Raw genomic sequence first — 18,450 nt, 5'->3', positions numbered from 1 at the left:
CGACCGACATATCCAATTCAAGACCCGAAGTCAGTGAGTGCTTGAGTCAGGACGACCACTGCGGGGGACCACACCCATCATCCTCACTGTGAGTGGCACATGTGGCGCAGGGGGCGGCTGGTCTGGCGACCAATGGGTGTGATGAGCGGGTGGGTGGAGTCAGACCCGCGTGCTCCACTGGCGCTCCGGCGGTGCGCTCCATCCCACATCCACTTCACACGCAGGTCCCGTCGCAAGATGCAGACCGGGCCTGGCGATTGCCAGGGCCGGTCTGCTCATTTTGTTCGTCTCTAGTGCAGGTTCAGTTGGGGCTGTCGACCGCGTTGCTGACCGGGGTCCACTCGTCGAGTTCTGCGATCCGGGCGACCAGTGCGGTGCGGATGGCCTCGACGGCGGCGCTCCCGGTTGCGATGCGGTGCGGGGCGGTGTTCGCCTCGGTGGCGGCGATGATCGCGTCTACGACACGGTCGGCAGTGTTGAACGCGGTCGGCGGCAGGCCGCCAATCGTCTTGAGGACTTCGCGCACCGTCTGGTCGTAGTCGCTGATGGTCTCGACATGGTCCAGGTTGGCCAGGAAGGACGTCGCGGTGAGGCCGGGCTCGACGAGCGTGACCTTGATGCCCAGCGGTCGGAGCTCTCCGAACAGCGCTTCGGTCAGACCCTCGACGGCGTACTTGGTTGCCGCGATCATGCCGACGCCTGCGTGCGCCAGCTGCCCGAAGTACGAGGAGCCCTGCAGGATGTGGCCCGACTTCTGGGCGCGCAGTGTCGGCAGCGTTGCACGAAGTACGTTCAGGACGCCGTGCACGTTGGTGTCGAAGATCGCGCGGACCTGTGCGTCGGTCGCTTCCTCGACGGCGCCGAAGACGCCGTAGCCGGCGTTGTTGGCGACGAAGTCGATGCGACCGAACCGCTGGAGGCCGGCGTCGACGGCGCTCTGCAGCCGGCTGAGGTCGGCGACGTCGGCGATGGCGGAGAGGACCTGGTCGCCGTACTTCTCGGTGAGCTGTGTCAGGCCTTCTGCGCGACGGGCGACGGCGATCACGTTGTCGCCTCGTTCTGCTGCGCGTACGGCCAGGGCGAGGCCGATTCCGGATGACGCACCGGTGATGAACCAGGTGCGGGCGGCCGGGGCCGGGATGTCGAAGGAGTTCATCATGGTTAGGACCATAACAGGTTCAGTACTAACGTCAAGATGGGTTGTGGAGATTCTGTTATGGTTGAAGCGCGAGTGACCACAACCAACCGGGGAGGACTGCAGCGTGAGTAGTGCGATGTTGTCCGCGCTTGAGCTGGTGCTGGCGTTCGCGAACACGCATGCAGACGCCGGCGACCGCGTGGAGCGGTTCACCGACACCGAAGGACTGACGACTTGGCTGGGCGAAGTGGCCTGGGGTGGGGCTGAGCCGGCTCGGACCGTCGCGGACTCAGACGTCGTCGAGGCTCGAGAGCTTCGGGACGCACTGGTGACGGTGCTGCTCTCGCACTCGAACGACCCTGCTACCTCGGACCCGGCGGTCCGGTCTGCCGAGGCGATACTCGAGAGGGCCGGCGACAGATGTCCGGTCGCCGTGCGGCTGAGTGGCTCAGAGGCACGTCTTGGTCCAGGATGCGGCGGAGTAGCAGGCGCGTTCGCAGGTGTGCTGGCCGCCGCGACCGAACTCGCGTTGTCAGGTCAATGGGCTCGGATCAAGGCGTGCCGCAACGAGCCCTGTCATTTCGCGTTCTTCGACCGAAGCAAGAACACGTCGGCCGGCTACTGCAGCACCCAGTGCTCGAGCCAGGCGTCCATGCGCGCCTACCGCGCCCGGAGGAAGCAAGCACTCGGTGGGAGCACGCCAAACCACACCGACAACAAAGAGGCCTGAAAGCTGCGGGACTCGCCGGCGGACAGCGTGGGACCGGGAAGCAGGCGTGTGAGAGAGCGCAGCGACCGGAGTATTTGCGCAGCACGCGGGGCTGTCCACCTCGACCACTCACCACGCACTGCTTCACAAAGAACACCCACCAAGCACTCACCGGCGGCAGCCGGAAGCTGATGTTCCGGGCGGGAGCCCGGGGGTGGGTGGGGTGTGTGGGGCGGTGCGGGAGGGAGTGGAGCGACTGGAGGACGCGCGGAGCACGTGGAGGGGCTATACCAAGCGGAGGCGGTCTACTTCTTCGTCGCTCAGGACTACGTCCAGGGAGGCGAGGACGTCGGGGAGGTCTGCGGGTGGGACGGGGCGTTCGGTGGGTGGGGTGTGGGGGTGTTCGGTGGTGAGGGTGTTGCCTACCAGGCGGCGGACTTCGCCGTCTGCTACTCGCATTACGACCGGGCGGCCGGTGAAGGGGGAGTTGGGGTGGGTGGAGACGTAGTGGTGGTAGACCTCGTAGTCGATCGGGCGGACCGGTTCGTCGTTGGAGGCGTGTTGGGGGATCCAGCCGTCGGGGGTCTGCTTCGAGAGGGTCCAGACGTCGCCGTCCTGGGTCAGGCGGTGGTCCCAGCCGGCCTGGTCGACGACGGCGCCGTCCTTGAGCGGAGTCGGGTACAGCTGGCCGGCGCCGAAACCAACGTCCGCGAGGAATTCCTCACCGCCGACCCCGACCTTCAGCAGTGCATGCGTGCGCGGTCCCGCCTTGTGCGGTTGTACGCGCGCCACCCGCCGTACGACCTCGAACCCGAGTTGCTCCAACGCCGCCCCGAACAACAGCGCGTGCTCGTAGCAGTACCCGCCGCGCTGCCGTCCGACCAACTTCGCCTGGATCGCCTCGAGCGAGATCCCCGGATGCGTACCGAGGATCACGTCGATGTTCTCGAACGGGATCGCCAGGACATGCGCGCGGTGCAGGCTCCGTAACGCCTCCGCCGACGGCGCGACCCGGTCGTGGCCGATCCGCGCGAGGTAGGCGTCGAGGTCGAGGCTCTCGATGTTCCACATACCCGACACCTCAACATCTCCAGTTCACTTGAGGTCAAGCTCCGTGAACAACGTGAGCTGAATCCCGCCCGGCGTCTCCAGCCGGGCGTTCAGCGAGTTCCACGGCGTCCGCGTCGGCTCGGCGACCACGGTCGCACCGGCGTCGGCCAACTTCCGCGTGGTCGCCGCCGAGTCCTCCACCTCGAACGCGACCCGGTACTTCCCGGCGACCCGCCGCCCGACCTCGACCGCGTCGATGAACTCGGCCTGTCCCGGGTCCGCGATCTCCAGCGTCGCCCGTTCGACCTCGAGGATCGTCACCCGGCCGTCCTCCGAAGAGTACGACTCCCGCTCGGGCAGCCCGAGTACGTCGCGGTAGAACGCGACCGCCTCCTCGTAGTCGTCCGCCGTGACCACCAACCGCAGTTCTTTGACACTCATGCAGTCAGTATCTACAACCTCGACACCTGGTAGTGCGCGATCAGCCCGTCGGCGATCAGCACGCTGAGGTTGACGGTGAGCGTCGGCCGATCGACGAACGTGAAGTCGACCGTCAGGTACGCGAGCAGCAGGTCCTCCGCCAGCTGCCGTGTCTCCAGTACGCGGTACTGCGGCGAGAGCCCGATCGGCTGCGAGTCGTAGTACTCGTAGACGGCGTCGCGGCCTACGCCGTACGGGTGGAGGCCCTGGAAGATCGCGTCCTTGGCGAAGAGGGCGGCGACGCGGGCGGGGTCGTGGTCGTCGATGGCCGACTTCCATTGGTCGAGGATGTTCGTGAGTACGGTGTTCATGCGAGTCTCCTTGCGGGGTGGCGCACCAGGAGCGCGGCGATCGCGGCGAGGGCGACGACTGCGGCGCTGACCAGGAGTGCTTGGTGGTATCCGTTGTGTAGTAGAGGTCCGACGGCAAGTGGCCCGATGAGCTGGCCGAGGCTGTAGCCGACGGTGAGTACGGCGACCGCCTGCGGGACCTGCAACTCGGTGCCGAGGGCGATCGCCAGGTTGGCGACGCCGAGGAACGTGGCGCCGAACAACGCTGCGGAGATGAGAGCCGCGGCGACTCCGTGGACGACGGTGGGCAAGGCGATCCCGAGCGCTTGCAGGATGAGGGCGCTCAGCAACAAAGTCGAGCGGGACCAGCGGCGGCTGAGTGCGGCCCAGAAGGCGGTTGACGGCACGGCGGCCAGGCCGACGACGATCCACGCGCTGTTGCCGACCGGGCCGGACGCCGTTTCGTTGATCGCAGCAACCAAGAACGTACCGGCGATGATGTAACCGATGCCCTCCAAGGTATAGCTGGTCAGCAATGCGTTGAAGTGTCGCGATCTGCGGCCCGGCGCGACGGAAGACGTTGGCCGCGAGCCGGTCAGGTTCCAGGCTGGGACGGTGCACGCGAGGGTGAGTACGGCGGTAATCCACCAAGCGGTACGCCAGTTGCCACCGGCAAGTACTGCGCCGGAGAGCGCGATGCCGGCGCCGACGCCGCCGAACGTCCAGCCGACGTGATGGCTGGACAGCCGGGGGAGCACGGCGCTCACCGCGATCACGAACACGAGTGCGCTCGCGATGCCCGCGATCAGCCGGAGGGTCAACCAGAGTGAGCTGTCCACCGGCATGAGTGCGAGCGTCGCGGTGAGGACGAGTAGCGCGAGGCGGAGTGTCCACCGCGAATGCACGAGCCGCGGAGCGGCGACGGCCGCCACTGCACCGGCCAAGTAGCCCGTGTAGTTGGCGGTCGCCAGCGCCGCGCCGAGCCCGGGAGTCAATCCGGCCTGCGCATGCATCATCGGCAGGATCGGCGTGTACGCGAACCGCCCGATCCCCATCCCACCAGCCAACGCCGCCGCCCCACGCCCAACCAACGCCCACCGCTTCACCCGCCCACCCCGCCGCCGCCCCGCCTCCCCGAGCGTGAGTTCGGCTTGGGGCATCTCAGTGGCCTGCCTGTTGGCCGCCGTCTACGTGGAGTACTTCGCCGGTGACAAAGGCGGCGTTCTCCAGGTAGGTGACGGCGTCGACGACCTCGTCGATCTCGCCAAGGCGGCCGACCGGGTGCAGTGCCGCAAGGAATTCGTATGTTTCCTCGGGATGCATCGGGGTCCGGACGACGCCGGGCGCAACGGCGTTCACGCGGATCCCGCGTGCTGCGTACTCCGTGGCGAGCGACTTGGTCACCGAGTTCAGCCCGCCCTTCGTCAGCGACGCCAGCGCGGACGGCACCGAGCTGTACGCATGGGTCGCGAAGCTCGTCGTGATGTTCACCACATGCCCACCGTCGCCGTCGAGCATCGCCGCGATCGCCCGCTGGGTGATGTCGAAGAACCCGCGCAGGTTCAGACCGGTGATCTGCGCGTAGTCCTCGTAGGTGTACTCGGTGAACGGCTTCGCGACGAACACGCCGGCGTTGTTCACCAACGTGTCGATCCGCCCAAACGCCTCGAGTCCGCGCTCGATGACGCCGGCGCCGACCCCGGGCGTGGCCAGGTCACCGGCCACCGTCAGCACCGACGGATCGTCCGAGGCCGGGATCGTCCGCGAGTTCGCCACCACCGCGTACCCGAGCTTCCGGTACGCCGTCACCAGCCCGGCCCCGATGCCCTGGGACGCTCCGGTGATCACTGCAACCTTCATGATTTCTGCCTTTCAGAGTTGATGTACTTCGATGGTTGTCGAACCTCCGAGGCTTTTCCACGACCGCTTGCCTCCCAGCTGGGAGGCACGGCCTAATACGCTGAGCACCGTGGAGCTGCGGCAGTTGCGGTACTTCGTGGCGGTCGCCGAGGAGCTGAACTTCGGCCGGGCCGCGGCCCGGCTGCACATCGCCGGCCCGTCCCTGTCGCAGCAGATCAAGGCGCTCGAGCGGGACCTGGGCGTACGCCTCTTCGAACGCGATCGCCGCACCGTCAAGCTCACGTCGTACGGCGAAACGCTCCTCCCGCGAACGCGAGCACTCCTCGACCAGGCCGACGAGTTGCGCCGAACAGCAAGGGGTTTCGCCGCCAACGAGCCGGTCCGCCTCGGGTACGTCAGCTGGCGACCGCCCGACCTCGCCCAACGCGTTTCCGGTGTAGCGCAGCTGCTGGTCGACGCCTGGGTGATGCCCTCACACACCCAAGCCGCTCGAGTCGCCGACGGCAGTGTCGACCTCGCGATCTGTTGGGTACGCGCGACCGACCTCGCCGAGCAGAACCTGACCGGACGCCTCCTCGGCGCCGACCGGTTGTTTGCCGTCGGCCACCAAGAGAAGCCGGTACGAGCGAAGGAAACCGTCGTCCTGGTGGATGCCGACACCGACGCCTGGGCCTCGTGGAACATCTACGCGATCGAGTTCGCCCGTGCGACCGGCGCGGCAGTGGTCCGCATCGACGACCACGGCATCACCGGGCCGGCCTTCTACGACCACGTACGGCGTCTCGGCCGCCCCGTGCTCAGCTCACCGAAACGCGACGCGACGCCGCTCCCGCGAGGTCTGGTACGTCAGCCGGTGGTGGACCCGATCCCGATCTGGACCTGGGCGCTCGTGTCCCGCGAGGACGAAACGCGTCCCGCCGTACTGGCAACCATCGACGCACTGACCGCGGACGTCGCTGTCGACTACGACCCGGCCACCAGCTGGCTCCCGGCAGACGACCCGTTCACCAGGCCTGCGTGAGAGCCGTACCGCTCGGCGCGAGCCGATACCCGGCATGCGCGGAAAACGATGCGGAAAGAGCGAACCGGTCACCACGGACCAGCGTGTGCCGCCACTCCACCGACCGGTTCTGCGCACTGCCCTGACGGACGATCGAGAACACCGCGGCATCGTCCGGGCAGCGCAGAACCTTGCGTTCGGCTGCGCTCGGATTGATCGCGCGGATGTCCTCGCTGCCGTGGTCGAGCACGATCCCGGTCCGGTTGGCGAGCTCGTTGTACAGGCTCGTATGCGTGAAGTCGGCGTCCAGCAACGGTTCCGCCAGCGTCGCCGGTAGCCAGACCCGGTCGAGCGCGAGCGGCTCGTCACCGGCGTACCGCAACCGCTCGAGATAGAGCAGCGGAATCGACTCCTCCAGGTCGAGCCGGGCCGCGACCACCCCGTCGGCGCGGACGTCGAGCGCCCGGACGACGCTGCGCTGCGGGAGTCCGGCCGCCTCGACGGACGAGAACAGGCTGTAGAGCGCACCCATCGGCTGCCGGATCTCGGGCGCGGTCGCGACCCGCGGCTGACGCCCGCGCTCGGCGACGATCAACCCGTCGGTCCGCAACTGCCCGAGCGCCTGGCGAACTGTGTGCCGGCTGACCTCGTACTCGTCGACCAGTGCCAGCTCGCCCGGGAAAGCGTTGTCGAACTCCCCGGACCGCAGTCGCCGGACGAGGTCCGCCTGCAACTGCTTCCAGAGCGGCTCGCCGCCACCACGCTCAAGCTTGTGCACACGGGTTCCTTCCAGAGTTGCCAAATGTCCGGTCATCTCCTACCTTGAATGTACGTACATTTCTGGCAGAAGGGGACCGGCTAGTGGTGCAGCTCGAGGTTAGGACACCTCACTACCTGACCGCCGCCGTTCCCGTCGTCCGCCGCCTGGGCACGGCGCTGTCGCACCGCAAGGGCCTGGCGATCGTGCTCGCGGTCACAGCCGTCGCCGTACCGCTCGGCCGCCTGGTCCCGCTCGTCGGCGGTCCGGTCTTCGGCATCCTGCTCGGCGTGATCGCCGGCAGTGTGATCCCGGTCCTGCGCTCCGACGTCTGGCGCGCCGGCTACGACTTCGCCTCGAAGACGCTGCTCCAGCTGTCGATCGTCGTCCTCGGCACCGGCCTGTCCCTGCAGCAGGTCGCGCGGGTCGGCGTCTCGTCGCTGCCGGTGATGCTCGGCACGCTTGCGATCGCACTCGGCGGCGCGTGGCTGTTCGGCCGTGTCCTCGGCGTCCGCGGCGACACCCAGACCCTGATCGGCGTCGGTACGGCGATCTGCGGCGGCTCCGCGATCGCGGCCGCCACCGCGGCGATCGGCGCGAAGCGGTCCTCGGTCGCCTACGCGCTGGCGACGATCTTCACCTTCAACATCGTTGCCGTGCTGACGTTCCCGCCGATCGGTCACCTGCTCGGCCTGAGCTCGGACGCGTTCGGCCTCTGGGCCGGTACGGCGGTCAACGACACCTCGTCGGTGGTCGCCGCCGGGTACGCGTACAGCCAGGCCGCCGGCGATCAGGCGATCGTCGTGAAGCTGACCCGGTCGCTGACGCTGATCCCGATCGTACTGACGCTGGTCGCGCTGAAGATCCGCCGCGAGAACCGCGCCGCCCGGGCCCTCGACGCCGCATCGACCGGTTCGTACGAAGGCGCCACGGCCTCGATCCGCAAACCGTTGCCGTGGCGCAAGCTCGTACCGCTGTTCCTGATCGGCTTCATCGCCGCCGCGGGCCTCCGCTCCGCGGGCGCCGTACCGACCAGCTGGCTGCCGACGCTGACGATCATTGGCAGTACCCTCATTACCGCCGCCCTCGCCGCGATCGGCCTGTCGCTTCGCCCGCGCGAACTCCGCGACGCAGGACCCAGGCCACTCCTCCTCGGAGCCATCCTCTGGATCCTGGTCGCGTCCGGCAGCCTCGTACTTCAGTCTTTCTCGTAGGCCGCCTGGCGGTCCTGGATCGCCTTGATGCGGGGTACGTCGAGTTTGTCGGTGCGGTCGAAGTTGTAGATGCCGTTCTCTTCCTGGAAGACGTCGGTCAGCTGCGTGTAGCAGTAGCCGAACATCAGCTCGTTGTCGAGCAGCGCGTCGACCAGACCGGCGAACCGCGTGTAGAACTCCTCCTCGTCCGCGACCCGCTGGCCGTAGCCCCACGAATCCGCGGAGTTCCCGCTCTTTCCGGCAGCAGCCTTCTCGGCGTTCCACCAGATGCCGCCGAACTCGCTGCAGAAGTACGGCTGACCGTCGTACGCGAGCGAGATCGGCTTGCCCTCGGGGCCGCCGGTGTTGCCGTACGGGTTGTCGTTCACCAGGTCCGCCATCTGCTTCGCGAACTCGGCCGGGTCCTGCTCGTAGTTGTGGGAATCCCAGACGTCGGTCTCCGGAACGCGGTGGCTGTAACCGGAGGCGTCCAGTACGGGACGGCTGGTGTCTGCGGCCTTGGTGGCCAGGAACATCGCACGGGTGACGTCGTCGAGCTGCGTGATCCGGTCGTGCAGCAGCTGGTGCGTCTCGTTGAGCGGGCACCAGCCGACGATGCTCGGGTGGCTGTAGTCCCGCTCGACCGCCTCGAGCCACTGGCCGACGTACGACGCGGTCGGCTGCTGGTTGTTCTCGGCGGTGTCGCCACCGGATCCCCAGTCGCCGAACTCGCCCCAGACCAGGTACCCGAGCCGGTCCGCGTGGTACAGGAACCGCTCCTCGAACACCTTCTGGTGCAGGCGCGCGCCGTTGAACCCGGCCGCCAGGCTGAGCTCGATGTCGCGGACGATCGCCTCCTCGGACGGCGCCGTCATCACGCTCTCCGGCCAGTACCCCTGGTCCAGCACGAGCCGCTGGAACACGTGCTTGCCGTTGATCAGGATCGCCTTGCCGTTGATGCTGACCGAACGCAGGCCGGCGTACGAGTCGGCGCCGTCGACGACGTTGCCCTCGGCATCGATCAGTTCGAGGCGTACGTCGTACAGGTGCGGGTCCGTGGTGTCCCAGAGCCGGACGCGCTCGGCCGGCACCTGGAGCGTGAGCCGCGGGGCCAGGTCGAGGTCGGCGCGGACCTCGGCGGTGGTGATCTCACCGTCGGCGTCCTTCAGTGTCGCGCGTACCTTCCAGCCTGGCTTGTTCGCGGAGACCGGTACTTCGAGGTGGAAGCTGGAGCCGGCGACGTCGGGGGTGATCCGCGGGCGCTTCAGGTGCACGGTGGGTACCGCCTCCAGCCAGACGGTCTGCCAGATGCCGGTGGTCCGGGTGTAGAGGCAGCTGTGGTTCGCGTACAGCTGGCTCTGCTTGCCGCGTGCCTGCGGTCCGCGGTGCGTGTCCCGCGCGCGGACGACGATCGTCGCCTGCTCACCGGGCTTGGCCACGTGGCGCAGGTTCGCGCTGAACGGGGTGAACCCGCCGCGGTGCCGGACGACCTCCTGACCGTTCACCCAGACGGTCGCGTCGTGGTCGACGGCCTGGAAGTGCAGTACTGCGTCCTTCCCGTCCCACTCGGCCGGGATCGTGACCGTGGTGCGGTACCAGACCGCCTCCATGAAATCGGTGTCCTCGATTCCGGACAGCTCCGTCTCCGGTGCGAACGGTACGACGATCCGCCGCGGCAGCTCCTGCTCCCGCAGACCGCGTTCGAGCCCGGAGTCCGACCGGTCGATCTCGAACTGCCACTCGCCGTTCAGGTTCAGCCACTCGGGCCGGACGAACTGCGGACGCGGGTACTCCGCACGAGGCTGCGTCATGAACTCTCCAGTGGTGCTGAGCTGGTAGGGGCAGCAGCACTTTACAACGTTGGAATGGAGTGGGCAATGGCGTAGCGGGCCTGGTGGCCGAGCGGCTAGCGGGTGAAGAGGGCTGCGTTCAGGAAGTCGGCGGCGAAGGTGCCGGGACGGCCCTGTCGTACGGCGCGGAGCTCCAGCGGGGTGAGGTCCGCGAAGATCGTGCGGAGGTCGTCGAGAGTGAAGGACATGCCGCCGTACGTGTCCCCGGTGGCGACGACGTCGACGTCTCTCGGGGTGTCCATCCGCTCGGCCGCGAACGTGACGATGCCGAAGCGGCCGCCGGTGCGGACGAGTGGCAGTACCCGCTGCAGGTAGGTGATCCGCCGGTGCGGTGCGAGGTGGTGGAAGCAGCCGGAGTCGTACACGACGTCGTACTCACGGTCCGGCAGGGGATCCCGCAGTACGTCGGTCGCGGCGAGCGTGACGTTTGCGGGCATGGCCGGCCGGAGTTGATCGAGAAGGTCCTTCGCGAGGTCGATCCCGTCGACAACCGCACCGTGCTCGGCGAACCACCGGGTGTTGCGCGCCGCGCCGCAGCCGACGTCCAGCACGTGAGCCCCTCCGAGGTCCCAGAGTAGACCGCGCTCGTGCCAGTCCACCAGTGCCTCGTCGGGCAGTTGGGTTGCGAGCGGGTGCCCCGGAGTGGTCAACAGACCCGTCCAGAAGTCCGCCGCCGACGCATCCGAGCGGTCGCCTCGGCCGCTCGCGCTCACCACGCGATCCAGTACGTCCAGCAGTTGGTCCACGGTGTGAATCCGAGCGTCCGTCACTTGGCGATTCTACTTTAAAACAAGGCGATTCGCTTCGCGTAGCAGTACGTCGACGGCTCGGAAACGTACTTTCCCCACGGCTCGGTCCGGGTGTATCCGCTCGACTCGTACAGCGCGATCGCCTCGGGCTGGAGATACCCGGTCGACAGCCGGACAGCGGGGTGGCCGGCGGTGCGGGCCGCCTGCTCGAGCGTGGTCAGTAGGAGGCGCGCGAGTCCCCGGCCGCGCGCGTGTGGGGCGATGTACATCCGCTTGAGCTCGGCGTCCCCGTCGGTATTCTGCAGTGCGGCGCACCCGACGGCGCGGCGCTGGTCGTCGAGTACGACGAAGTACCGGGCGCCGTCCTTCACCTGCGAGCGTCCCTCGGCCCCGTACCGGGCAACGAGTTCGGCGAACGCCGCATCCAGAAGCGAGATCAGTTCGGGGTCGTGCGCTGGGCGTTCCTCGACGGTGTGCTTCACCACCGCATCGTAAAACCAGGTGAGGAGGCGCTGTCGGGCGCTCTAGGGTGAGCGGCGATGCAGCGTTTCTGAAGGTGTAGGCAGCTCGCGGCCGGCTCCAGGCGGGGTCGGCTCGTCGCGTCATGCCTGCGCCGCGCTTCGACCCATCTGTCGATCGCGAGCCTTCGGGAGCGTCCTTGCTCAGCCTCACCGACCGCCTGGTCCTGCGTACCGTCGACGGTGCCGCAGACCTGCTCACCGCGGACCTCCGCGCTATACCATCCGTACATTCCATCCGCCAGACCTCCGCGGACAACGTCGAATGCACCCTCGACGGACCTGTCGACGAACTCGCGGCCTGCCCGCTCTATTCCACCGTCGAGCTCCCCAACCTCGCCCTGCCACGCAGGACCGGCCTCCTCAGTACGGTCGACGGTCGCGCGGACCTGCTCACCTCGGATCTCCGCGCCATGCCGCCCGTACGCTCCATCCGCCGGATCTCCGCGGAGACCGTCGAATGCACCCTCGCCGGGCCTGTCGACGAGCTCGCGGCCTGCCCGCTCTACTCCACCGTCGAGCTCCCCGACCCCGACCTGTCACGCAGGACCGGCCTCCTCGGTACGGTCGACGCACCGATCAAGCTGACCGCGCGCGGCGCCGTTCAGTTCGTCCCGCTGGCCTGGACCCGTCGCTTCGGCCGCGTCGAACGGTTGCCCTGGTCAACCAACCTGATCGTCGCCGAAGTTCTTGTCCGGCTGGCGAAACTCCGTCCCGGCGATCGCGTCCTCGACCCGTTCTGCGGCACCGGCACAATCCTCCGCGCCGCTCACCGCCACGAGCCGGGTGCTCTTGTGGCAGGCGTCGACCGCGATCGTGTCGCCTTGGAATTGGCCGCCTGCAGCGCTCGCCCGGCCCGCGACCTGCGCACCGCGCCCGCCCGGCATCTCGTGGAGGGGCGGGCGGAAGAGCTGCCGTTCGGGGATGGGTGCGTCGATCGGGTGGTGGCGAACCTGCCGTTCGGGAAACAGGTCGGTAGTCATCGGGAGAACCAACGGTTGTATCCGGCGATGCTCAGGGAACTCGAGCGGGTGGTGGCGCGGGATGGGCGGGCGGTGTTGCTGACCGAGGACAAGCGGTTGTTGCGGGAGGCCGTGCAGCGGAGCTCGTTCAAGGTCGTGCGAGAGCGGCTGTTCAGGTACAACGGGGCGACTCCGACGGCGTACGTGCTGACTCGGGTGTCCACGAGAGCTAAATCGCGATAACATCGTCAGATGGCGATCAAAGAGGCTGAGGCGCTGGCGGTGGCCGGATGTTTGTTCCATGGGTTCAGCGACGCATCCCGGCTCGCGATCGTGCGGCATCTCGCGTTGGGTGAGCACCGGGTCGTGGACCTGACTGAGCACCTGAGGCTGGCGCAGTCGACGGTGTCGAAGCACTTGGCCTGTCTGCGCGACTGCGGTCTGGTGGAGTCGCGCGCCGAGGGGCGGGCGTCGGTCTTCAGCCTGTCCCACCCCGAGGCGACGATGGACCTCCTCTCTGCCGCCGAACGCCTACTCTCACTCACCGGCGACGCCGTCGCGCTCTGCCCGACCTACGGCCTCGACGCATGAACGAGCGAACAAAAAACAGAGCCGAGATCCTCACCCAGGCCGGAGCCGAGCGAGGCGCGGCGGAGGCAGAGGCGTGAGCGAGCGACCGAAGAGCAGCGCCGAGATTCTCGCTCGGACCGGAGCCGAGCGGGGCGGGCCGAGGCGGGGCGGAGACGTGAGCGAGCGAACGAAGAGCAGGGTCGAGGTTCTTGCTCGGGTTGGAGTCGAGTGGGGCGAGGTGGAGGCGTGAGGGAGGGTTTGCAGCTCGGGAGTGGCGGAGGGTGGGTTGTTGATCCGGTCGAGCGGGAGCGCCTGGGCAGGCGGGCTCGGTTGCTGGCGGGCGCTTCTGTTGCCTACAACGTGGTCGAGGCCGTCGTCGCCGTGGCCTCGGGGCTGGTGGCCGGCTCGGTCGCGCTGGTCGGCTTCGGGCTGGACTCGGTGGTCGAGGTGTCCAGCGGCCTGATCATCCTCTGGCAGTTCCGGCACCCGCTCCCGGAGTCCCGCGAACGGCAAGCCCTGAGGATGCTCGCGTTCTCGTTCTTCGCACTGGCGGCGTACGTCGGCTTCGAGTCGGTCCGCGCGCTCGTCATCGGCAGCCACCCGGAAACCTCCGGAGCTGGCATCGGCATCGCGATCGCGTCGCTGATCGTGATGCCGTTCCTCTCCTGGGCCCAACGCCGTACCGGCAAAGCCCTCGGCTCCAACGCGGTCGTGGCCGACTCCACCCAGACCCTGCTGTGCACCTACCTGTCCGCCGTACTCCTGGTCGGCCTCCTCCTCAACACCACCCTCGGCTGGTCCTGGGCTGACCCGATCGCCGGCCTGATCATCGCCGCCGTCGCCATCCGCGAAGGCCTCGAAGCCTGGCAAGGTAAGGGCTGCTGCTCACCTCTCGGCGGCCCGTGCAAGGCCTAACGCCGCGCCTACACGTAATCCCGCACGCCGCACGCCGCACGCCCGCACGCCGGGGACATGTGTGCCGGACGCGTGCACACGTGCGCGCTGCAGACCCGCACGCCCGCACGCCGCACGCCGCACGCCGGAGACATGTGTGCCGGACGCGTGCACACGTGCGCGCTGCAGACCCGCACGCCCGCACGCCGCACGTCGGTTGGGGCGTCGGTTGGGGCGTCGGTCAGGATGTGCGGTGGGGTCGGTCGGGCTGGTAGGTCGTGGGTGGGGGCGTCTGCTGTGGAACCTGGATTCAGTGGGCGGCTGAGGCTTGGGTGGGCTGATCGGGTCGGGTTGGGTTGATGGGCTCGCTCCAGGGGGCGGCAAGGACGGGGGTCGGGTTCTCCGCTGGGTGGTTGGTTGTGGTCGTCGGACGGCAGGGGTTCGCCCCAGATCGCGAGGTAGGTCGCGGCGCGTAAGGCTTCCTCGTCTTCGGTCGGTGGTTCGATGAGCGAGCGGTGAATAGTTGTACGGCGCTCAGGTCGACCCTCGACGCCAGGCTCGTGCGCGGCTGGTCGCCTCGCGCCGTTGGGCTCAGGTCGAATGTCTGCGTTGGGCCGGTGTGCGGTTGGGTGTTCCGTGTCGTTGGGGTCAGGTCGATTGTCTGCGCCGGTCTCGGGCGCGGCTGGTCGCGTAGTGCCGTTGCGTTCGGGTGGAGCGTCGACGCTTGAGTTGCCCATGGCTGGGTGGCCGACGGGGTTGGGTGGTGACTTGGTGTCGGGGGATGGTGCTGGGTGGGGTGGTGGGTCGGCCCAGGTTGGGCGGGTGACGTGGACGGTGTCGTTGGTGATGGTGATGTGCCAGTGGCCGTTGTGGACGTCGGTGTGGTGGCGTCGGCAGAGCAGGGCCAGGTTCCAGACCGCGGTGACGCCGCCGTCGATCCAGTGGGTGAGGTGGTGGGCGTCGCACATGACGGGTGGGGCTCCGCAGACGACGCAGCCGCGGTCGCGGGTGTTCAGGGCGCGGCGGATACCTTTGGTGACGAGGCGTTCGCAGCGGCCGACATCCAAGGGTTCGGATCTGGAGCCGAGCACGATCGGGATGACGTTGGCGTCGCAGGCCAGGCGGCGGATGGCGGCCGCGGACAGGCCGTTGCTGTAGACGGTGTGCCCGATCGCGTCGGCGGTGGCGGTTTTGAGGTCGTCGAGGTCGATGGTGACGGTGATGTTCGCCTTCGCGCCGAACCCGGGCACGACCTCGCCGCAGGCCCCGGTGCCCCGGGCAGCTGAGCGAGCTGCCGCGGTGCGGTCCGGCTCCCGCGGCGTGGTGCCGCTGGCCGGTGCGTGACTGGTCGTCGAGGTCGCGCCAGCTGCTCCAGCCGCATCAGCACCTGCCGCAGTACCAGCCGCCGCACCCGCCTCCCTACCTGTCGCCGTACCTGCTGCCGTGCTCGCCGCCGTGCTCGCCGTGGTGGGCGGGGTGGTGGGCGTGGTGGGCGTGGTGGCCGGGGTGGTGGGGCGGGGGAGGGTGGGGGACGGGGTGCCGGTGTCGAGGGCGACCGCGGCCAGGGTGAGGGCGGTGGTGAGGGCGTCGGCCTGGCGTTTGGCGCGGGGGCGGGGGTCGGGGGCGCCGTCGACAGTCTTGTGGGGGCGGGCGCCGGTGGTGATCAGGGTGCGGAGGAGTTCGGCGTTCTCGTTGGCCAGGTAGCCCTTGAACTTCACGCCCCGCTCGACCGAGCTCAACGAGAGCGACTCACGGGCGTAGGCCTTGGTCTCGTCGGGTTCGGGGCCGTCGGTGTCAAGGATGTCACGGGCCTGGATCGTGGCCTTGCGCAGTTGCGTGGGGGGCAGGTGGGTGAGCCGGGACAGTTCGCGTTCGGCGACGTCGAGGTCGGCGGCTGGGACGGTGGAGGGGGTCTTCTCCAGTTCCAGCACGATCGCTTCGGCTTGGGCGGGGCGCAGCTTCACGTCGGCCAGTTGTGCGGCGATGGCTGGGTAGTTGGGGAGGGCGCGGGCGAGTTGGAGGTCGCGGCGGGCGCGGTAGTGGTCGAGCCGGTAGCGGTACTCGAGGAACTGGACCGTGTCGCGGGCGCCGACACGTTCGGCGTACCCGGTCTTGTCCAGCGCCGCGATCAACCCCAACCGGTCCGTCTGCCGGCGGGCGAGATCGGCGTCGGCCTGGTCGAGAGCGCGCACCAGCTCGTCCTCGGTCATCACCTCCGGCGCCTTGTCCATACCCAAGACTCTAGACACAGCCTCCGACAGTTTTCAAAGCCAGAACCCCTTTAAAACAAGGGAAAAAGTTATCCACAGATTTGGATCACATCCCGAGCAGCCGGGCGCCGTTGTCCCAGCAAACGGAGCGCAGCCAGTCGTCGCCGAGTTCCAACGATTCCAGGGACGCGAGTTGTACGGCGTACTCGTACGGGATGTTCGGGAAGTCCGAGCCGAGGACGATGTGGTCCTGGGCGTCGCGTAAGCGCGGGATGAGGTCGCGGGGGAACGGCATCATCGCTTCGACGAACGGGGTCAGGGCCATCGTGGTGTCGAGGTGGACGTTCGGGTACGACGTGAGCGCGAGATGCTCGGCGTACTCCGGCATGCCCAGATGTGCGATCACCGCCGTCAACGAAGGGTGCCGCCGGAGGACCTCGCCCATCGGCCCCGGGCCCGTGTGTCGGCCGGGGATCGGGCCGGAGCCGCAGTGCACGACCACCGGTACCGCGGCCTCGGCCAACTGGCCCCAGACGTCGTCGAGCTCTCCCGACCGCGGGTCGTAGTCGCCGACCTGCACGTGGACCTTGAAGATCCGCGTGCCCTGCTCAAGCGCTGCACGGACGTACGACGCGGCCGACGGCTCCGGGAAAAAGGTGCCGCTGGCAACGCAACCCGGCGTGACAGCGGCGAAGTCCCGTGCCCAGGAGTTCAGCGACTCCGCCATTCCCGGCTTGTGCGGATACACCAGCGCCGGAAAGGCCCGTACGCCCAATGCCTCAAGCGTTTTCAGCCGTTCCTCGACGGAGGTCCGGTACGTGATCGGCCAATCGGTTCCGTAGTTCGTCGACGCCTGGTCGAAGTACGCCCAGACCGCGTTGAGCACCCGGTCCGGCAGGAAGTGCACGTGGACGTCGACCAGCCCTTCGAGGCCGAGCCGCTGCCACCACGCCGGTACGTCGGAGTCACGCATCGGCGACCCAGAGGTCGGTGAGGCCCTTGAAGTGGGCGAAGAACTTCTCCTGCTCGTGCGGTGGGTAGGTCGCCGCGACCGTCTCGCGGAGCAGGCGCTCGAAGTCCGGGCCGGCCACCCAGTCCCGTACGCGCAGGTCGAAGTCGCCCAGGTGCGCGGCGCACCATTCCTGGTACTTCGCCGTCTCGAAGTGCTCGTCCGCGAGCGCCAGGTACCGCTCCAGCTTCGCGTCGTAGTCCAGCGACGTGTCATCGGCGATCTCGAAGTAGCGGTCGGTGTGCAGGTCGACCGACGTCCGGCGGCCGGTGGCGAGGGAGAAGACGGACCACTTGACTAGCGCGCTGATCGCCCACGGGAAGTAGTAGTGCAGTGACGTGACGGCGACGTCGGGGCAGGCGTTGGCGTAGTCGATCGGGTGGACCGAGTCGCCCTTCACCAGCATCTCGCACGAGTTGAACTCCCAGCCGAAGAACGCGTTCACGATCCGGCTGATCGCGACCGCCTGGTGCCCGGCCGACGGGGACAGGAAATCGTGGGAGACGGCGTACCTGTTGTGCATCGGCTCGTCAGGGCGGAAGTCCATCACCATCGTCTCGGCACCGATCGACAGCGCCCGCGCGAACTTGTCGTAGTCGATCGTGGCCTGCAGGTGCATCAGCATCTCGCCGGACTCGTCGTACGCGCGGTGCAGGTCGGCGCGGTCGCGGATCCGGGACACCCCGCGCCAGCCGCCGCCGTCGAACGGCTTCATGTACAGCGGGTACCCGAGGTCGTCGGCGATCGCGTCCAGGTCGAACGGCTGGTTGTACTTCGCCGACGTGTACGCCCAGCGCACGTTGTCGACCGGGTTCTTGTACGGCACGAGCACGGTCCGCGGGATCTTCAGCCCGAGCCGGAGCATCGCGCAGTACGCGGAGTGCTTCTCCATCGACTGGAACGTGAACGGCGAGTTCAGCAGGTACGTGCCATTCATCAGCGCGGCCTTCTTCAACCACTCGCGCGGGTGGTAGTACCAGTACGCGAGCCGGTCGATGACGAGGCCGACCCGGACCGGGTCGTTCAGGTCGAACGGCTCGATCGTCAACCGCCGGGACCCGAACTCGTGCTCCCGCCCGTCGATCGTCACCGGCCCGACCCGTTGCAGCAACGCCTCGAACGCCCGCGGCCAGTCCTCCTCGGCCCCGAGCAACAACCCGATCAAATGCCTGGAACGATCACTCACGCGCTTCTCCTCAGCAGAAGTCAAA

Annotated in this window: 19 protein-coding genes; 6 read left to right on the top strand and 13 right to left on the bottom strand. The window is 68.1% G+C overall.

Annotation, left to right across the window (positions count from 1 at the left end):
• Window positions 1-301: 301 nt before the first annotated feature.
• Window positions 302-1,159, bottom strand: a complete 858-nt coding sequence (locus tag ACFYRU_RS39120; RefSeq protein ID WP_387668901.1) for an SDR family NAD(P)-dependent oxidoreductase — start codon at window positions 1,157-1,159, stop codon at window positions 302-304.
• 103 nt (window positions 1,160-1,262) lie between these two features.
• Between ACFYRU_RS39120 and ACFYRU_RS39115 the strand changes: the two genes are divergently transcribed.
• Window positions 1,263-1,868, top strand: a complete 606-nt coding sequence (locus tag ACFYRU_RS39115) for a CGNR zinc finger domain-containing protein (protein ID WP_387668900.1) — start codon at window positions 1,263-1,265, stop codon at window positions 1,866-1,868.
• Window positions 1,869-2,132: 264 nt separating this feature from the next.
• On the opposite strand, the gene ACFYRU_RS39110 is transcribed toward ACFYRU_RS39115, so the two are convergent.
• The 5 genes from ACFYRU_RS39110 to ACFYRU_RS39090 are packed head-to-tail and all read right to left on the bottom strand — an operon-like array spanning window position 2,133 to window position 5,527.
• Window positions 2,133-2,918: an arylamine N-acetyltransferase gene (locus tag ACFYRU_RS39110; protein WP_387668897.1), complete on the bottom strand. Its 786-nt coding sequence runs from the start codon at window positions 2,916-2,918 to the stop codon at window positions 2,133-2,135.
• Between the two features lie 24 nt (window positions 2,919-2,942).
• On the bottom strand, window positions 2,943-3,338 hold the full coding sequence (locus ACFYRU_RS39105; protein ID WP_387668895.1) for a VOC family protein: 396 nt from the start codon (window positions 3,336-3,338) through the stop codon (window positions 2,943-2,945).
• 11 nt (window positions 3,339-3,349) lie between these two features.
• On the bottom strand, window positions 3,350-3,688 hold the full coding sequence (locus ACFYRU_RS39100) for a DUF4440 domain-containing protein (protein WP_387668893.1): 339 nt from the start codon (window positions 3,686-3,688) through the stop codon (window positions 3,350-3,352).
• Window positions 3,685-4,827 carry a YbfB/YjiJ family MFS transporter gene (locus ACFYRU_RS39095; protein ID WP_387668891.1) on the bottom strand — a complete coding sequence of 381 codons (1,143 nt, stop codon included), beginning with the start codon at window positions 4,825-4,827 and terminating at the stop codon, window positions 3,685-3,687. The genes ACFYRU_RS39100 and ACFYRU_RS39095 overlap by 4 nt, the downstream gene beginning before the upstream one ends.
• Window position 4,828: 1 nt before the next feature.
• Window positions 4,829-5,527: an SDR family NAD(P)-dependent oxidoreductase gene (locus tag ACFYRU_RS39090; RefSeq protein WP_387668889.1), complete on the bottom strand. Its 699-nt coding sequence runs from the start codon at window positions 5,525-5,527 to the stop codon at window positions 4,829-4,831.
• A gap of 109 nt (window positions 5,528-5,636) precedes the next feature.
• Here ACFYRU_RS39090 and ACFYRU_RS39085 point away from each other — a divergent pair, with 109 nt between their 5' ends.
• Entirely contained in the window at window positions 5,637-6,548 is a 912-nt protein-coding gene (locus ACFYRU_RS39085; protein WP_387668887.1) for a LysR family transcriptional regulator, read from the top strand.
• Here the strand turns inward: ACFYRU_RS39085 and ACFYRU_RS39080 are convergent.
• Window positions 6,532-7,305: a GntR family transcriptional regulator gene (locus tag ACFYRU_RS39080; protein ID WP_387668884.1), complete on the bottom strand. Its 774-nt coding sequence runs from the start codon at window positions 7,303-7,305 to the stop codon at window positions 6,532-6,534. The two genes, ACFYRU_RS39085 and ACFYRU_RS39080, sit on opposite strands and share 17 nt — an antisense overlap.
• Before the next feature lie 86 nt (window positions 7,306-7,391).
• Here ACFYRU_RS39080 and ACFYRU_RS39075 point away from each other — a divergent pair, with 86 nt between their 5' ends.
• The gene (locus ACFYRU_RS39075; RefSeq protein ID WP_387668882.1) at window positions 7,392-8,498 is read left to right on the top strand and encodes a YeiH family protein; all 1,107 of its coding nucleotides are present in this window, start codon (window positions 7,392-7,394) and stop codon (window positions 8,496-8,498) included.
• Here the strand turns inward: ACFYRU_RS39075 and ACFYRU_RS39070 are convergent.
• The 3 genes from ACFYRU_RS39070 to ACFYRU_RS39060 form a co-directional block, all read right to left on the bottom strand.
• The gene (locus ACFYRU_RS39070; protein ID WP_387668881.1) at window positions 8,483-10,288 is read right to left on the bottom strand and encodes a glycoside hydrolase family 2 protein; all 1,806 of its coding nucleotides are present in this window, start codon (window positions 10,286-10,288) and stop codon (window positions 8,483-8,485) included. The two genes, ACFYRU_RS39075 and ACFYRU_RS39070, sit on opposite strands and share 16 nt — an antisense overlap.
• Window positions 10,289-10,383: 95 nt before the next feature.
• Window positions 10,384-11,097, bottom strand: a complete 714-nt coding sequence (locus ACFYRU_RS39065) for a class I SAM-dependent methyltransferase (protein WP_387668879.1) — start codon at window positions 11,095-11,097, stop codon at window positions 10,384-10,386.
• 14 nt (window positions 11,098-11,111) lie between these two features.
• Window positions 11,112-11,558 (bottom strand): GNAT family N-acetyltransferase, encoded by a 447-nt coding sequence (locus ACFYRU_RS39060; protein ID WP_387668876.1) that lies wholly within the window; start codon window positions 11,556-11,558, stop codon window positions 11,112-11,114.
• Between the two features lie 122 nt (window positions 11,559-11,680).
• Between ACFYRU_RS39060 and ACFYRU_RS39055 the strand changes: the two genes are divergently transcribed.
• From ACFYRU_RS39055 to ACFYRU_RS39045, 3 genes are all read left to right on the top strand, one after another.
• Window positions 11,681-12,799 (top strand): TRM11 family SAM-dependent methyltransferase, encoded by a 1,119-nt coding sequence (locus ACFYRU_RS39055; RefSeq protein WP_387668874.1) that lies wholly within the window; start codon window positions 11,681-11,683, stop codon window positions 12,797-12,799.
• 9 nt (window positions 12,800-12,808) lie between these two features.
• A complete protein-coding gene (locus ACFYRU_RS39050; RefSeq protein WP_387668872.1) occupies window positions 12,809-13,147 on the top strand; it encodes an ArsR/SmtB family transcription factor in 339 nt (112 codons plus the stop codon).
• Window positions 13,148-13,372: 225 nt separating this feature from the next.
• A complete protein-coding gene (locus ACFYRU_RS39045; protein ID WP_387668870.1) occupies window positions 13,373-14,041 on the top strand; it encodes a cation diffusion facilitator family transporter in 669 nt (222 codons plus the stop codon).
• An 8-nt stretch (window positions 14,042-14,049) separates the two neighbouring features.
• Here ACFYRU_RS39045 and ACFYRU_RS39040 read toward each other — a convergent pair whose 3' ends face one another.
• From ACFYRU_RS39040 to ACFYRU_RS39030, 3 genes are all read right to left on the bottom strand, one after another.
• Window positions 14,050-16,251: a DUF222 domain-containing protein gene (locus tag ACFYRU_RS39040; RefSeq protein ID WP_387668868.1), complete on the bottom strand. Its 2,202-nt coding sequence runs from the start codon at window positions 16,249-16,251 to the stop codon at window positions 14,050-14,052.
• 85 nt (window positions 16,252-16,336) lie between these two features.
• Complete coding sequence (locus ACFYRU_RS39035) at window positions 16,337-17,203, bottom strand: amidohydrolase family protein (RefSeq protein WP_387668866.1); 867 nt, start codon at window positions 17,201-17,203, stop codon at window positions 16,337-16,339.
• Entirely contained in the window at window positions 17,196-18,425 is a 1,230-nt protein-coding gene (locus ACFYRU_RS39030; protein ID WP_387668863.1) for a hypothetical protein, read from the bottom strand. Before ACFYRU_RS39030 ends, ACFYRU_RS39035 begins: the two co-directional genes overlap by 8 nt.
• Window positions 18,426-18,450: the final 25 nt, after the last annotated feature.

The sequence above is a fragment of the Kribbella sp. NPDC004536 genome (assembly GCF_042873835.1).
GTDB lineage: Bacteria > Actinomycetota > Actinomycetes > Propionibacteriales > Kribbellaceae > Kribbella.
Note: the sequence above shows the minus strand (reverse complement) of the source record. Positions and strands in the feature narration are given on the sequence as shown.

Excerpts from the sequence above, each read along its gene's own strand:
- ACFYRU_RS39120 (WP_387668901.1), bottom strand. The coding sequence starts at position 1,159 with ATGATGAACTCCTTCGACATCCCGGCCCCGGCCGCCCGCACCTGGTTC.
- ACFYRU_RS39110 (WP_387668897.1), bottom strand. The coding sequence starts at position 2,918 with ATGTGGAACATCGAGAGCCTCGACCTCGACGCCTACCTCGCGCGGATC.
- ACFYRU_RS39105 (WP_387668895.1), bottom strand. The coding sequence starts at position 3,338 with ATGAGTGTCAAAGAACTGCGGTTGGTGGTCACGGCGGACGACTACGAG.
- ACFYRU_RS39100 (WP_387668893.1), bottom strand. The coding sequence starts at position 3,688 with ATGAACACCGTACTCACGAACATCCTCGACCAATGGAAGTCGGCCATC.
- ACFYRU_RS39095 (WP_387668891.1), bottom strand. The coding sequence starts at position 4,827 with ATGCCCCAAGCCGAACTCACGCTCGGGGAGGCGGGGCGGCGGCGGGGT.
- ACFYRU_RS39090 (WP_387668889.1), bottom strand. The coding sequence starts at position 5,527 with ATGAAGGTTGCAGTGATCACCGGAGCGTCCCAGGGCATCGGGGCCGGG.
- ACFYRU_RS39070 (WP_387668881.1), bottom strand. The coding sequence starts at position 10,288 with ATGACGCAGCCTCGTGCGGAGTACCCGCGTCCGCAGTTCGTCCGGCCC.
- ACFYRU_RS39055 (WP_387668874.1), top strand. The coding sequence starts at position 11,681 with ATGCCTGCGCCGCGCTTCGACCCATCTGTCGATCGCGAGCCTTCGGGA.
- ACFYRU_RS39050 (WP_387668872.1), top strand. The coding sequence starts at position 12,809 with ATGGCGATCAAAGAGGCTGAGGCGCTGGCGGTGGCCGGATGTTTGTTC.
- ACFYRU_RS39040 (WP_387668868.1), bottom strand. The coding sequence starts at position 16,251 with ATGGACAAGGCGCCGGAGGTGATGACCGAGGACGAGCTGGTGCGCGCT.
- ACFYRU_RS39035 (WP_387668866.1), bottom strand. The coding sequence starts at position 17,203 with ATGCGTGACTCCGACGTACCGGCGTGGTGGCAGCGGCTCGGCCTCGAA.